Source organism: Weizmannia acidilactici, from assembly GCF_008974185.1.
Taxonomy (GTDB): Bacteria; Bacillota; Bacilli; order Bacillales; family Bacillaceae_C; genus Weizmannia; species Weizmannia acidilactici.
On the sequence record NZ_BKZP01000029.1, the window covers coordinates 1 to 15,958 of the forward strand.

At 34.3% G+C, this 15,958-nt stretch carries 13 protein-coding genes and 1 pseudogene; all 14 read right to left on the reverse strand.

The genetic code is table 11. The annotated features are described in order from the left end of the window. Positions 1-9 precede the first annotated feature (9 nt). Positions 10-1,425, reverse strand: coding sequence for an MATE family efflux transporter (locus BpJC4_RS12090; RefSeq protein WP_151697960.1), 1,416 nt, complete (start codon positions 1,423-1,425; stop codon positions 10-12). A gap of 409 nt (positions 1,426-1,834) precedes the next feature. Then, positions 1,835-2,802: pseudogene (locus BpJC4_RS12095) on the reverse strand (transposase); the annotation flags it as partial. 351 nt (positions 2,803-3,153) lie between these two features. Then, positions 3,154-4,185, reverse strand: coding sequence for a GDP-mannose 4,6-dehydratase (locus tag BpJC4_RS12100; RefSeq protein WP_013858306.1), 1,032 nt, complete (start codon positions 4,183-4,185; stop codon positions 3,154-3,156). A 270-nt stretch (positions 4,186-4,455) separates the two neighbouring features. Continuing rightward, the gene (locus BpJC4_RS12105) at positions 4,456-5,358 is read right to left on the reverse strand and encodes a glycosyltransferase family 2 protein (protein WP_013858305.1); all 903 of its coding nucleotides are present in this window, start codon (positions 5,356-5,358) and stop codon (positions 4,456-4,458) included. A gap of 10 nt (positions 5,359-5,368) precedes the next feature. Further along, positions 5,369-6,601 (reverse strand): O-antigen polymerase, encoded by a 1,233-nt coding sequence (locus BpJC4_RS12110; protein WP_013858304.1) that lies wholly within the window; start codon positions 6,599-6,601, stop codon positions 5,369-5,371. Then, positions 6,589-7,722, reverse strand: a complete 1,134-nt coding sequence (locus BpJC4_RS12115) for a glycosyltransferase (RefSeq protein WP_172968366.1) — start codon at positions 7,720-7,722, stop codon at positions 6,589-6,591. Before BpJC4_RS12115 ends, BpJC4_RS12110 begins: the two co-directional genes overlap by 13 nt. Positions 7,723-7,835: 113 nt before the next feature. After that, positions 7,836-8,936, reverse strand: coding sequence for a glycosyltransferase family 4 protein (locus BpJC4_RS12120; protein ID WP_013858302.1), 1,101 nt, complete (start codon positions 8,934-8,936; stop codon positions 7,836-7,838). 11 nt (positions 8,937-8,947) lie between these two features. Further along, positions 8,948-9,814: an NAD-dependent epimerase/dehydratase family protein gene (locus BpJC4_RS12125; RefSeq protein ID WP_151697962.1), complete on the reverse strand. Its 867-nt coding sequence runs from the start codon at positions 9,812-9,814 to the stop codon at positions 8,948-8,950. 3 nt (positions 9,815-9,817) lie between these two features. Continuing rightward, a complete protein-coding gene (locus BpJC4_RS12130; RefSeq protein ID WP_041818686.1) occupies positions 9,818-10,444 on the reverse strand; it encodes a sugar transferase in 627 nt (208 codons plus the stop codon). A gap of 25 nt (positions 10,445-10,469) precedes the next feature. Further along, positions 10,470-12,293, reverse strand: coding sequence for a polysaccharide biosynthesis protein (locus BpJC4_RS12135; RefSeq protein WP_151697963.1), 1,824 nt, complete (start codon positions 12,291-12,293; stop codon positions 10,470-10,472). Positions 12,294-12,326: 33 nt separating this feature from the next. Then, the gene (gene galU / locus BpJC4_RS12140) at positions 12,327-13,208 is read right to left on the reverse strand and encodes a UTP--glucose-1-phosphate uridylyltransferase GalU (RefSeq protein WP_151697964.1); all 882 of its coding nucleotides are present in this window, start codon (positions 13,206-13,208) and stop codon (positions 12,327-12,329) included. A 305-nt stretch (positions 13,209-13,513) separates the two neighbouring features. Continuing rightward, positions 13,514-14,278: a tyrosine-protein phosphatase gene (locus BpJC4_RS12145; protein ID WP_151681343.1), complete on the reverse strand. Its 765-nt coding sequence runs from the start codon at positions 14,276-14,278 to the stop codon at positions 13,514-13,516. A 125-nt stretch (positions 14,279-14,403) separates the two neighbouring features. Continuing rightward, positions 14,404-15,099 (reverse strand): CpsD/CapB family tyrosine-protein kinase, encoded by a 696-nt coding sequence (locus tag BpJC4_RS12150; protein ID WP_151697971.1) that lies wholly within the window; start codon positions 15,097-15,099, stop codon positions 14,404-14,406. Continuing rightward, the gene (locus BpJC4_RS12155) at positions 15,089-15,826 is read right to left on the reverse strand and encodes a YveK family protein (RefSeq protein WP_151681345.1); all 738 of its coding nucleotides are present in this window, start codon (positions 15,824-15,826) and stop codon (positions 15,089-15,091) included. The genes BpJC4_RS12150 and BpJC4_RS12155 overlap by 11 nt, the downstream gene beginning before the upstream one ends. Between the last annotated feature and the right edge of the window lie 132 nt (positions 15,827-15,958).

Below are 15,958 nucleotides of genomic sequence, written 5' to 3' on the forward strand. Positions count from 1 at the left end.
ATAATTAGATTATTTTTCAGTTAACGTTCTTACTTGAAGTAAAGTTAGCTTTAACTCTTTATTTTTCAATATAAGATAAGCTAAATAAAAAAATGAATAAATGATAAATCCAGTAATTGATGAGAAGAACCAGCCAGTTATGATAAATAAAGTAATTAAACTCGTTTCATAAAAGATCTCTTTTTTGATAGTAACATGGAGAAGCTTTGATAACAATATTTCAGCTAATGTATACCTAAAAGCAATTAAAACTACAATGGAAGTCACTGTTAATATCAAATTTCTCAATCCCAAAGCAACAATAGACGTGATAAGCAGGCTTGCTAATAGAGATATTACATTAATTAAAAGGATAAGCCTTTCCTTTCGCAAGGTTTTTAAAAAAGTATTTACTAATAGTTCCATTCTTCCAGCATAAACACATAACGAAAAAATAATCGCTAAATATTTTAGGCTTTCACTATACTTTGGAAGCCAAGCTAATAATATTACATTCAATGGATAATACAAAATTAAACAACCTAAAAGGACAAATGTTAAGACAGCACGGAAAGTTTTAAAAAGATTTGGCAATCTACTTTGTTCCGTTCTTCTAAGTAGAGGAAACATTATTACTCCAACTGCAGTAATAAATGTCATGGTCAGATTTGAAATCGATAATGAAAGGGATACTTTGCCGAATATTTTTACCCCCCATGTATGCTGAATCCCAAACCGTATTATACCGAGTATAAGCATGCTAGCAATATTTGAAAACATAAGTTTTATGCCAACATCAATATTAGTAAAAGTTTCTCTAAAATTAATTTGAAAATCTTTATAATGACGAAAAACAATATCTTTGCAGAAGTAGGCCGCATAGATTAACGATGCAAGCTTTCCAATTAAATCAGCCCATATCATAAACTCAAAATTTCTAAAACCTGAAACCAGCATAAGAATGATTAATACACAATATAGCACTTTTTCGAATAAAGTAATTGCAGCATATTCTTTAATCCTATTCGTACATTGAAGAGTATACAATAAAAAGTATCTTAAATTAACAAAGAGCATACAAATTGCCGTCGCTTCAAAAATAAATCCATTTTTAGTATGCTGATTGAATACACCATATAAAAAAATTAATGTCCCAAACACTAATTGAAAGGTGGCCAGCATCCAAAATTGGGAAAAAAAAGTTTTTTTATCTAGGTCCTTATATTTTTCCCCACCATATCTTAAATAAATCCCATCATTCCAACCAAAATGAAGAAAACCGACATAAGATGAATAAAAAATATAAAGTTGCCAATATCCATATTCTTCCACTCCAATAAGTTTAGGTAAAACTAAAATAACAATGGTGGAAATTATCATAGAGACCAAATTTGACGATAATGTATAAGATAAATTCTTAAAAAACACAAAGGCTTTGCTGTTCAAATTAATCCCTCTTAACTCTATATCAAAATAGCTAAATCAACTCTACCTATCCTTTAAGGTATTGGAAATTCCACACTATGTTTTTTAGAAAACGGCTTTTAGTTGAACCTGAATCCGTTACGAAAATCTAATTAACGTCTGTAGTAGGTAGGCTTTCGGAATAAGCATTCAAAAAATGTCTGATTGTTTCCGAAAATGTATTTTTACTTTTTCTGCATGGTAAACATATCTTTAAACACTCATTTAGGCACATATAAAATATAACTTGCGGTTTCCATATCTTTCAAGTTCTTTAGCAGGCTAAGATTCCATACTTATATTAAAAAATGGGTAAGATACTCGCTCGAAGGTTGGTCACCATTTGTTTTTCAAGCTAACTTTCAACTTCCATTACAAGCCATTATGAACCAACTTGCCGGTGGTCAATCCGATGTGTTTTCTTTTTGTACATTTCTGCCTGTTGGCGGTAAAGTTCATGAATCACGAGGAGTTGTCGGTATTCATCTTTACTCAAAAGAGACAGAGAGCTTTGGGTAATGAGATTTCCAATATCTCCAGATTCCGTTTCACATATCCAAGTTGTTTGCCGACAGCTTTCCGGATTTTCCAGGCACCAGCTTTGCGTTGCTTAGCGACAGAAAAATAGTCCTTACAGACCCCTTTTTCTGTAGGTCCATGGATTTTGTAACTTTCCTTTGTGTGGTTCATGTAGGACATCAATGAAATGTTCTAGCTTCTCACGAGTTTCGCTCAACAGTCCAAGGTCTATAGGGTAAGCAATATCAGCCGGTGCACAGGTTGCGTCCAGAATGAGCTTTCCTTTGTTCTTCGTTTTAGGAGAAGCCGATCCAGTTGAATTCTCTTCCGAAGCAGGACCGGAAGGTTGATGATCACCACTACTATGATCGTCATCATCATGGTGATCATCATCGTTGTCATTTTCCTTAGATGCTTCTTCCGATTGGCGTTCTTGTTCTTCCAGAACAATCCATTCATTCAGTTCATTGATGATGTTTGCACCCAAACGTTTTCTAAAACGAGTCATAGAGAATGATCGAATGGGGCTTTTTCCTGGAATTCAGGCAACCCGATAAAATACTGAAGATACGGGTTTTCCGTGATCTGTTCGACTGTTTCCCGGTCAGATAGCCCAAGCCGTTCTTTGATATAGAGAGCCCCAAGAGCAACTCTGACAGAATAAGCCTTTTCGCCTTTGAATTTTTTCTTGAAGGACTTGGTGGCATACTTTTCTTCAGCCTTCCACCAAGGGATTAATTCAGCAAGACGGACCCAGCGATTTTCTTTATTTAATTTTCCACCGAATGGTAGAAAAAAATCTTCTACAAAAGTTAATTGATGTTCGGTCTTTTTGTACATCGTAACGGCCTCCAAGTGCAAGGTTTTTAACATGTTTCCCATAAAATCCTTACACTTTATATTCGACAAAAGTGGCTGAAATTCTTGTCAAATCAGGAATTTTTGTTTATTCAGCAAACCCTAATTAACAAAAAACCACCTGAGTTTGGAATTTGTCAACCTGGATCTATGTCCATATTATACTAGATTTCATGCAAATCGTATTATGGAGAGTGGGAATTTCTTTGGTTTCAGGATTAATTGTTGAATTTAATTAGCCTCCTCAACAAGAATGGATTTAATGTTTTTGATCCCTGCCTTTTTCTTTAAATGCAACTTTGCAATTGATTCTATTCAATTTTGGATTTTTTACTACTCTATTTTATAGTATTTTACATACCAATCAGAAAATTTTTGTAACCCTTCCTCAATTGATGTTTTAGGCTTGAAACCTACCGCACTCTCTAATAACTCTGTTGATGCATATGTCGTTGGCACATCTCCTGGTTTAATTGGTTCAAATATCTTTTTAAACTTAACTTCTCTTCCCAATGTTTTACTTAACGATTTTTCTAAGGCTTCAACAAACGCCATTAATTTGACAGGCTTGTTATTACCAATATTAAAAACCCTATGAGGAGCAGCATCTCCAATAACAGGGGGATTAGAAATAACTCTCTCCATACCTTCAACAATATCATCAATATAAGTAAAATCTCTGGTTAAATCATGCTCAAAATCTGCATTATTAAAGATTCTAATTGGTTCTCCTAAAAAGTATTTATTGACAAATCCAAAATAGGCCATGTCTGGTCTTCCCATGGGACCGTAAACTGTGAAAAATCGCAACCCTGTCGCTGGAATTTTATAGAGGTGGCTATATGTATGAGCCATTAATTCATTTGATTTTTTAGTTGCAGCATATAAAGATACAGGATGATCAACAAAATCTTTTTCTTCAAAAGGAACTTTTTTATTTGACCCATATACAGAACTAGATGACGCATAAACCAAATGATCAACCGAATACTTACGACATGACTCTAGTATATTGTAAAAACCTATAATATTACTTTGAATATATACATCAGGATTTTCTATTGAATAGCGTACACCGGCTTGAGCAGCTAAATTTACTACTATTTCAGGTTTATATTCGTTGAATATTTCTTGGATCATTTTTTTATTGGATATATCAGTTTTGATAAAAGTAAATTTTTCATATAACTTTAACTTTTCCAGTCGAAAATACTTTAAATTTACATCATAGTAATCATTAATATTATCAATCCCAATAACTTTGCAATTCTGCTTTAAAAGTCTCTCACATAAATAAAAACCAATAAACCCTGCTGCTCCTGTTACAAGATATATCTTGTTATTGTTAAGTCGATTGCAACTCAAAATGTATCCTCTCCTTAATTTTCACTTGATAACTTGACTAATTTTATATTATTCAAACCACTCTATCTAATTTTATAAAATCAGATATAAATATAATCGTGTAAAATGTATTTCCTTGTAGATAGACTTGGTTTATCATTTTATAAAAACAATATATTAATAGTATTTAACCATAATACTGCAATTAACCCATTACATATAAGTAATAGTTAAGATGTGCACTATTCAACCAATAATTAATAGAACGGCAAAATTATAGTTGGGATCGTATTAAAATTTCGATAAAAGTATTAATAACTTTATTATTAGAGTACCTCTTATTGTACTTTTTCTTAGTTCTTTATTGAAAAACAATTTGAGCTTTAAATAAAAAGAATTTTTATAGTCTAACGTTTCCGTTAGTAGTTTTTGATCGTTTTTAGAAAGCATATCATAATACCCACTTAATATTTCTTTTATAAGATTCGAATAGAAACTCGACACTTTATACTTATTCAAACTAGCTTTTATTTTTTTAAAGAAGGATCTTCTACCACCAAATACGTTATTTTCATGCTGACGATATAAAATATAAGCATTCGAATCATATAAAATCTTACCTAAAAAAAGATGGAGTATAGGAATCCAATAATCATGTGCATATTCAATTTTAGGTGTGTATCTCAGCATTAAGTTTCGAGAATTTTTATTCATAACCATTGTACAACCATGAGCAAACCCCTGAACTAATGCTCTGTATTTACTATTAGGTAAAATATTTTTTTTATGCAAAATCCCTATTTCCGTCAACTCCTTATTTACAAGAATACAATTCGAACAATAGAGAATTGGTATATCACTAGATTCTGTAGATATTTTTTTAACTGCACTAATTAGTTTTCTTGGCATCCATATATCATCTTGATCTGAAAAAGCATAGTAATCATAGTTACCTGTCATTTGTAACAATATTTGAAAGCTCTTTTTATAACCTACATTTTCACCTTCTACATAATCAAAATTAGGATATTCTTTTTTATATTCTTTTAAAATTTGAACTGTATCATCAGTTGACCCATCATCCCTAACCAAACAATATACAACCACATCTTTTTGTTTCAAAATCGAGTCGATTTGTTCTCTTATGTATTTTTCTCCATTATAAGATGATAATAAGACTTGGACCTTTTTCATAAAATAACCTCTATTTTTTGTCTTTAGAATCTATCAATAAGAAACTTCTTGTAAACAGCCAAATCCAAAACAAGAACTGCAACCAAGTTGATAAAATTGTAAAATACTGATCAGAAAAGAACTGGTATATTAATGGGTAATAAGAAACTGATTGAAGGGCTATAAAAAAAACTTTTTTATCTTCTTTTAAAATTGATTCTTTATATAAATATCCATGGATAGCCCCCAAAACAAATAGAATGAAAAAAGCATATATTAATCCAAAATCACTAGAATAATACTGTAAAACCGTATATACATTTGAATAATCTCCGTATATCCAAGTAAATGGCTGAACAGTATTGGGAATAACAATATTGTAGCCTAATGAATTTAGGATCGCCGAGAAAAAGCGAAACGTATTTGCACCATAAGAATATTCATGAAATGAACCAATCCATTGAACAAATGCAAGTGGAGGTGTAGTAAAATATATCCTGAATTGGTTAATAATAAACTGTAATGAATTACTTTGATCTTGATAAACAAATTTTAAAAATGAAAAGACTATAAATACAGCTAATAAAATTAAACAAGTAGTAAGTAAAACTATTAAAGTTTTCATACTATCATAGTTTTTAATTATCAAAAAGGCAAAAAAAACGCTAAGTATCAGAAGAAAAATTATCCCTCTATTGTTTGCAGTAATTACAAAAATTGTTGCAAAAAAAATAGATATTAAAAAGTATAACTTATTTCCTCGTTTAGGATTGCTAAAATATATAATCGAGCTAACAATTGAAAAAGCAATTATTGCTATTCTAGCATACAATACAATGTTACCCTCTACAAATGTACCCGACCGCCTGCCTGCATTTAAAGTCTGCCAAAAGTTAAAATTGAAATTAGAAAATATATAACTACGAACCTTTACCAAATAAAATATAAATAAAACACTATTAATTGCTATTACTAATTTACCTAAAAAGGGATTGAATTTTTTTTTGATTCTATTCGGTTCAAAATTCGTTTTGTTTCTATTTCTCACTACCATAAAAAAACCAAGTATAAAGCAAAATAAACTAAAAACAAATGAAAGATAATAAAAATTATCAAAATTTATTTTGCTTTTTCTTAAAAGTAATGCTATATATATCAGTAGCCATATTGAGGAAAGGATAATTGGCGGTGCAATTATATCCTTTAATTTAATCCAAGAAAGGCCTAAAATTATGGCACATCCAATAATTCCTAAATAAACCATCTCATCCTCCTGCTCTTTTTCTCTTTCATGATCTCAAAATAAATACTTTTGTATTTTTCTGAAGTATTATTAATGTCGTAATTGTTCATAATATACCTAATGACTTCCTCATTATTAATATTTTTACTTTTATTTTCTTTGAGCGTTTTTATTTCTTCGCAAAGTATAGTTATTTGTTTCAATATTTGTTCTGGGTTTAATGGATCTACATATCTAACATAATTATTTTTTGGAACTAAATTATTTAACCCCTCAACATCAGAGAGAATACAATATGTATTGGACAAAATTGCTTCAAGAGCTGCTAAACCAAATCCTTCCCACAATGATACTAAAACGAATATATCTGTTATTTTTAATATTCTATCTACATCATCTCTATTTCCAAGAAGAGTAATTCTATCTTGTAAACCATTTGATAAAATTAATTGTTTAATCTCATCTCTTTTCTCTCCATTGCCTATTAAAAATAGGTGATAATTTTCTTTTAAACCGACTAAACTTTTAATTAATGTTACATGATTTTTTACTTTCGATAACCTTGCCGTACATGTTAGTATAATGCAGCTGTTGTCATTTATGCCTAACATTTCTTTATCTAGAGGTTTTGAACTCCAATACTTTTTAGTATTAATTCCATTATTGATTACTACCGACTTGCTACGAGTACTTTTAATCCAATTGTTTAAACTTACTTTGGTAGCGCTACTTATACATATTATTCTTTTGTACTTTTTATACATTAAATAATCTAAGGGTTTAAATAAAATGTTTTTTCTTCTATTGTTATTTGTGTTATGCTCAGTCGTAATCAATTTATTTTTGCTTATTAATATACTTGCATAAAATTGAGCATAAAATGTATGTGTGTGAACTATTTGACAATCTAAAGTTAATTTGTACAAATCCCAAGCGATACGTGGATTAAACTTATTTTTATAATTAAGCTCTACTATTTCAATCCTTTCCTTGTTAATAATATCATAAGGTATTCCTCTTCCTGGTAGTATAGATATTATCTTCACTTTTAAATTATTTTCAGACATTAGATTTGCTAATTCTGTGGTTATTTTCTCCGCCCCGCCTGTATTAAGCCAGCTAAGAATATGTGCTACTTTCATAATTTTTTCTCCTAACAAATAGCTAAATATAGGACAACATGACAACATACATTTCAATTCATACTTGAAACGACCGAAAAAACAAGATTATTTTATATTCTTTTATTTAATAGTTAATGTTTAACTATTTCTTCCATATATGCATTTATTACAATATTTCTATCAAAGTCTCTTTTTACTTTTTCTCTGGAATTAAGTCCCATTTGCTTTCTTTTTTTATATGGTAATTGAATATATTTCTCCAAAATACCTGTTAAATTCGTTGTGCTTTTAACTTTAAATGTAAAACCATTCACTCCTTGTTCAATCGTTTCTCTACATCCTGGAATATCTGATGCGATTAAGACTCTCCCCGTAGCTGCGGATTCTAGTAAGACGTTTGAAAGTCCTTCACTGTAAGAAGGTTGAATAATACATTCGGCATCTTCTATGAATGGTTTTACGTTTTTTTGATATCCAAAGTATTTTATATAACCTTTCTTCTCATATTCTTTAATTATTTTTTCATAAAAAGATTGAGTTGGTTCTACAAAACCCACTATGTGGAATATAACATTAGGATATTTACTTGTTATTATTTTTGAAGCCTCTAAAAAATGATCTATTCCCTTGTCTTTCATGATTCTTCCAATAAATATAAATACAATTTTTTCAGTTTCCTTTGGGAAATCCTTTAAAGTAAATTCAGATAAATTAACACCAGAACCAGGTATTAATTGATAATTTTTTTTAACAATTTTCTTTTCAATTAATAAATTCATATCCTGTTGATTTTGAAAAAAAACACATGAGGATCTTTTTAAACAAATACGATACATAAAAATCAAAAAAAATTTTAAAAAACCACCATTTCCAAATCCGCTTCCTAATCCAGTTATGTTATTTAGACACGGAATGTGTAAAATCCTACAAGCAAGACTTCCATACAAATTAGGCTTAATAGTAAAAGTTAAAACAACATTAGGTCTAATTTTTAGCAGTATTCCTAAATAAACAACCAGTAATTTAAAATCTTTAAATGGGTTTTTACCTCTCCTATCCACCTTGGTATCAATAAATTTACAACCCCACTTAACCATTTCAGGAACTTTATCATCATAAGGGAAAGACAAAAAGACTTCATAATTTTCACTTAACAATTTCTGAATTAATTCTTTCCTAAAATTATAAATTACAAAACCATGATTACCTAAAAATAATACCTTTTTTTTCATTTGTCACCAACCTACAATAAGCTCTTTTTTATAGATTCATTAAAATCAACAATGCAATAATCTTCCTTAGGGCTCAACCTTTTATCATATACTTTATTACCAAATACTTTATTTATTAGATTTAGCCTTCTAGATAAAAGACGAAGAAAAGGGTTGAAAAACGATACAAAGAATACTTTTTTACCCATATTTTTAGCCATTAAATCAATAATTTCCTTAGTTGATACATATTCTTTATTTTGAGGAAAAAAAATACCACTCATTTCAGAATTAATAGCGATTCTTAAAAACTCTGTTAGATTATCAATATAAATTATACTTCTTTGATTTGAAATGCTTGGAAATATCGGAAAAAATTTTGCTAATTTTATAAGTCTTGGAAAGTTTCCTTTACAATTTGGACCATAAACCATAGGTGTTCTTACAATTACAATTTTAAAATCTTTATCTTTTAATTTTTGAATTTCTAAATCAGCTTCTAATTTGCTTTGACCATAAAAATCAATTGGGCTTGGCTTAGTATTTTCTTTTATAATATTTTTTTCTCCAATTTTCCCATCTGCACCATAAACGATGATGCTGCTCATATAAATAAATTGTTTGGCACCATCATTTTTTGCTTTTTTAGCTACATTGATTGCTAAATCTCTATTTACTTTGAAGTACAGTTCTTTCAATTTAGGATCAGCTGAAACATGCGCAATTCCAGCAACATGCAATACAGTATCATACATAGAGAAATCGTGTGATTTCCAATCATCATTTCTTACTGAAATAGCTTCTGTTTCATATTTATCAGGCCATTGGGAAACCCATTTTATGAAGTTTGTACCAATATAACTGTTCTTTCCAGTGATTAATATTCGTTTCTTATCCATGAATCAGTTTACTCTCCTTTGATTCGGACGAGTAGAAGACATATTTGCGCCTTCTTTTACACCTTCTGATTTTAAGACACTAAATACGGTCTTAAAAAAGATCTTTATATCAAATAAAAAAGAAACTTTTTCTATATACTCTCCATCCAGCGCAGCTTTAACTGGTATTGGGAGTTCATCCCTTCCATTAATTTGTGCCCATCCAGTTAATCCTGGCAAAATATCATTCGCCATATATTTATCTCTTTCTTCAATAAGGTCAAATTGGTTCCACAATGCAGGCCGAGGTCCAATAATACTCATATCACCCTTTAAAATATTTATGATCTGCGGCAATTCGTCAAGACTAGTTTTCCTTAAAAGTCTGCCACTTTTTGTAATAAATGCATCAGGATTTTGCAGCAAATGTGTTGGCATATCTTTTGGCGTTTCCGTCCGCATCGTTCTAAACTTTAAAATAAAGAAGTGCTCCTTGTTTTTTCCTACTCTTTTTTGCTTAAAAAATACCGGCCCTCTTGAGTCCAGCTTAATTACTAAAGCAATAAGTAAAAAAAATGGCGATAAAAGAATCAGCGCCACTAAAGACAGTATAAAGTCTATTATTCTTTTGATTGTAGGATTATATTTCATTTGCCAGAACAGCTCCCTATCGATTTTACTGGCTTACCAGCGGCACGCCTTCACTGAATTTTGTATTTGCTATTTTTATTAATATTTCTTTAAGCTCTTGAGAATCTTTATTCAGCAATGAATCAATGACATGATATAGATCTTCCTTGTTCATCGGACTTGCTTTGCCAACATGAATCTTAGGATAGATTGACTTTTTCTGAACCTCATTTTCGTTTAACAGTTCTTCATACAACTTTTCTCCCGGTCGTTTCCCGGTGAATTTTATTCCAATCTCATCAATTGAAAAGCCGGATAACGTGATAAGATTTTTAGCCAAATCAACAATTTTGACTGGTTCTCCCATGTCTAACACAAATACTTCTCCTCCCCTTGCAAGCGCACCTGCTTGGATCACAAGCCGGGAAGCTTCTGGTATCGTCATAAAATATCTTGTCATATCAGGATGTGTAACCGTAACCGGCCCACCAGCCTGAATTTGCTTTTTAAATAATGGAATAACGCTCCCTCTACTTCCTAAAACATTACCAAACCGGACCGCAACAAAATTGGTCTTGCTTTCCTTGGCTAAGTTTTGAATAATCATCTCAGCAAATCGCTTTGTCGCCCCCATTACGTTTGGTGGGTTTACTGCCTTATCTGTTGAGATCATTACAAAACTCTTGACACCAAAAGTATCGGCTGCTTCTGCAACATTTCTTGTTCCAAAAATATTATTTTTTACGGCTTCTGTTGGATTATATTCCATTAATGGCACATGCTTATGGGCAGCAGCGTGGTAAACGACATCTGGTTTATATTCATTCATAATGTCAAAGATGCGAACGCGGTCTTGTACATCAGCTATAAGGGGGACAATTTCGATATCATTATCGTATTTATTTCTTAATTCCATATCAATCGTGTAAATACTATTTTCGCCATGCCCTAAAAGCAATAGTTTTTTAGGTGAGAATTGTGCTACCTGGCGGCAAATTTCTGATCCAATGGAACCGCCCGCACCGGTTACCAATACAGTCTTTCCCGTTAATTTCTCTGAAATCATGGACATGTCAAGTTCAATTGGTTCTCTTCCAAGTAAGTCTTCAACCTGTACATCCCGGATTTGGTTAACAGAGACTTTGCCGGTGATCAAATCTTCAAGCATTGGCAATACCTTTGTTTTTGCTTTTGTTTTTGCACATTCTTCATAAATACGCTGCATTTCCGTTCTTTTTAAGGAAGGAATGGCAATGACAATATGGTCAATATCGTATTGCTTAACTGCCCAAGGGATTTCACTAACCATTCCGACTACCGGCACTCCGTAAATTTCAAGTTTCCATTTGTTCGGGTCATCATCTATAAAAGCAACTGGTTCTAAATCTGCATCCTTGCTTTTTAATAATTGATGGGCGACCATTGTGCCAGCAGAACCAGCTCCGATGATTAGTGTCCTCTTTTTTTGAACCTTGCTAGCCATAAAGCGATCTCTGTACACCCTCCATGAAAACCGTGAGCTCCCGATTAACAAAATATGGATCATCCATGTAATGGTCAATACCCGCCAATAAACATTATGGATAGCAATGAATTGGACAACGGCTGTAATTACTGCTGCAAAAGTAACTGCTTTTATAATTGCAGTTAATTCACCTACGCTTGCATATTCCCAAGCCTTTTGATATAAACGATATCGAAAAGCAAAAATATGATAGCTGATTAATAATGTTAAAGAACTAACCCAAAGCATTGGGTGTGTATACACATTCATATAAGGATTTAAAATAAAATATCCAGCAAAGACAGCACAAAGTACAATCGCCGAGTCCAGCAGCATCAAGATCGGCAACCGTTTTTTTAATGACATCTATTGTCATCCCCCTGATTTAAACGTATAGTTCTACTTAACGAGCGATTCGGTCATGATTTCTTTTATAAATGTCTGCAGTTCATCTTTCATATTTTCATCTTGCAAAGCAAATTCAATCGTTGTTTTCACAAACCCCAATTTCTCCCCTACATCATACCGTTTGCCCTCAAACTGGTAAGCAAATACTCTTTGAATCTGATTCAGCTGCTGGATGGCATCTGTTAATTGGATTTCGCCGCCGGCGCCTTTTTCCTGTTTGTCCAGGAACATAAAGATTTCCGGTGTCAATAAGTAACGGCCGATAATGGCAAGATTGGATGGTGCGGTGCCTTGTTTTGGTTTTTCGACAAATTTGTCAACTTGATATCGGCGGCCTTCTTTGGAAGCGGGTGCGATAACGCCGTACCGGTGTGTTTCTTCTTCTGGGACTTGCTGGACGCCGATAATGGAAGAATGGGTTTCTTCGTACTGATCAATGAGTTGTTTTAAGCATGGCGGGTCGTTTTGGACAATATCATCACCAAGAAGGACTGCAAATGGTTCGTCGCCGATAAAGTTGCGCGCACACCAGACAGCATGCCCCAGACCGAGTGGTTCTTTCTGTCGGATATAGTGGATATTGGCTAAGTTGGATGAGTAGCGGACTTTATCTAAGAGGTCGAATTTTCCTTTTTCAGCAAGGTTTTGTTCAAGTTCCCAGGCGTTGTCAAAATGGTCTTCGATCGCGCGTTTTCCTTTTCCGGTTACAATGATGATGTCTTCGATACCGGATTCAACGGCTTCTTCGACTATGTATTGGATCGTAGGCTTGTCCACAATTGGCAACATTTCTTTCGGCATGGCTTTTGTTGCAGGCAAAAACCTTGTCCCTAAACCAGCGGCAGGAATAATCGCTTTTCTTACTTTTTTCATTGTCAGTACCCCCTTATGTTCATCAATTGTTAAGATTTCGTATGTATCCTATCCATTACAAATATCTTGAATTTCGAAATTTTACATTCTATACTTTTCAGGTGTAGAAATAGTGCAAATTAAAACCGGGCATCTAACCCGCCCTCACATCATACTTCCGACGACAAGCGTCTAAGGTGCTTAAAAACACCCACAGCATGACCGAGTGCCTCACGTGATAACGGATGGGAGACATGTCCGAAAAGCGCATCGCAAAACGATAAACCCACTAAAATACTTGGATTTTGTCCAGAAAAGAAAGCCGATTAAAACAGACCAAAAAGCTTCTTTTGTTTAATCGGCTGCGGGACTTCTCTGTAGATGTTTTGGCCGCTTACAAGCAGTTCGGCATTTTCCGTGAAGAAATAAAGCATATCCGCGCCGTATTTCTTTGTCACTTCGTCAACCGCTTCTTCCATTTTAAACGATCGGGTCGTCACATTGTGGGAATCTGAAGCAAGGAAATGGGTGAGGTTTGCTTCAATCAGCTGCTCGCTGAATTTTTTAATCTTTTTCCCGAACGCACCAATCAGGCTTGCCGCCGTAATTTGCGTCGCTGCGCCGTTATTCACCATTTCGAACAGGCGGTCCGGATGCTGCATCAGTTCGGCATTCCGTTCCGGATGGACAATGATCGGCACCAGACCCTTCACCTGGATATCGTATAAAAGCGTTTCGGCATAGCGCGGGACATGGCCGGACGGGAATTCAATAAAGAGGTATGAGGAACCGGCTAATGTTTGGATTTCCCCTTTTTCAAAATCCTCCAAAATTTCGCCGTATATGCGGTTTTCCTGCCCCGGCAGGATGGTTAAATCGATTTGTTCTTCTTTTAATCTCGCATTCAATTCGTCAACTTTTGAGACAATGTCCGTTTTGCGGTTTTCATATTTTCCATTCATATGGTGGGGGGTGGCGATGATCGTATCAATCCCCTGCGATACAGCCTGCTTCGCCATATCTAGGCTGTCATAAATCGTCTGTGCGCCGTCGTCAATTCCCGGCAAGATGTGGCAATGGATATCAATCATCGAAACCCCTCCAAATTTTCTTTCAAATGGAATTTCATTTCAATGTCGGCAATACTCTAAAAAAATTATAGTCCAATTTTACCATTTTTTCAACATTACTAGAAAGATTTTTGTGACAAAACCCTTCATTCTTTTCCATAATAGTAATAATAATGTGTATGCTGCGTTTTCTTGTTGTTCAGGACAACGCCGAGCAAATTGGCATTGGCTGCCTCAAGCAGTTCTTTCGCTTTTTTCACCGCATCCACTTCCGCTTTTCCGCTCGATACGACAAGAATCGTGCCGTCGCATTGGTTTGTCAGCACTTGCGCATCCGTTACCGCAAGAACCGGCGGTGTGTCCAGCAAAATGACATGGTATTCTTCTTTCGCTTCTTTTAAAAATTCCTTCATCGCCCGCGAGCTGAGGAGTTCTGCCGGGTTTGGCGGAATCGGGCCGCTCGGCAAGATATGCAGGTTTTCGACATCTGTTTTTGACACTGTCTCCCGCAGTGTACCCTGCTTTGTCAATACGGTTGTGAGTCCAAACGTATTCGTCATCCCGAATGTGTAATGAACGGTCGGGTGCCGCAAATCCGCATCGACAAGAAGCACCCTTTTCCCTTGCTGTGCAAAGACAACAGCGAGATTCGCGATAACTGTCGATTTTCCTTCTCCCGGGCCGCTTGATGTGACCATCAACAACTGCAAATCATTGTCGACGGATGAAAAACTGATGTTTGTCCGGATCGTCCGGAACTGTTCGGAAATCGGCGATGTCGGGTTTAGTTTTGCAATTAATTTCCTTCTTGTGTTCAACAGCTTTGTTTTCTTAGGCGCCAACAGTCTCAACCTTTCCCTTTGTTTTTTTTCCTGCACGCGTGGCGGTGTTTAACTCCTGGTCGTCAATCTGCCCGATCACCCCAAGGACAGGCAGTTCCAAAATCTGCTCAATGTCTTGTTCATCTTTAATGGTGTTATCCAAGTATTCAAGCAGGAAGGCGATCCCGATACCGATCATCAGGCCGACAACAAGCGCGATCGCAATGTTCAGGAGCGGTTTCGGCTGTACAGGTTTTTCTGCTACTTGTGCTTTGGAAATGATCGTGACGTTGTCCACTTTCATGATCTTTTTGATTTCGCTTTTAAACACATTCCCGATCTTATTGGCGATTTTTGCTGCCATATACGGGTTCGTGTCCCGGACTGTCAAGGTGAATACTTGTGAATTTTGCTCGCTGCTAACCGTAATTTTGCTGTTCAGCTCGTCGCTTGTCATTTTCAAGTTCAGTTCGTCAATCACTTTATCCAAAATGGCCGGGCTTTTGATAATGACATTATATGTGTTGACCAACTGCACATTTGTCTGTACGGCATTTGTTGTATACATCGATTGGTCATCGCTTGCTTTATTAACAAGGATCTGCGTAGAAGATTCATAGACAGGCGTTATGACAAAATAGGTGACAACGGCCGTTACGATCATGGCACCCAGTGTAACCAGCGCGATCATCGAGAGCCGCTTGCGCAAAACCTGCATGAGTTCTTTTAGACTGATTGTTTCTTCCATGTTTTCCTCCTTCAAAATATGCGGCATGATAGCGAAATTGATAGAAAACTACCGTACATTATACCATAATTTTCTTTAAAATTTGCTGTAAACTGGAATAATTTTAATGTTTTTGCTACAAGAAGTATTTAA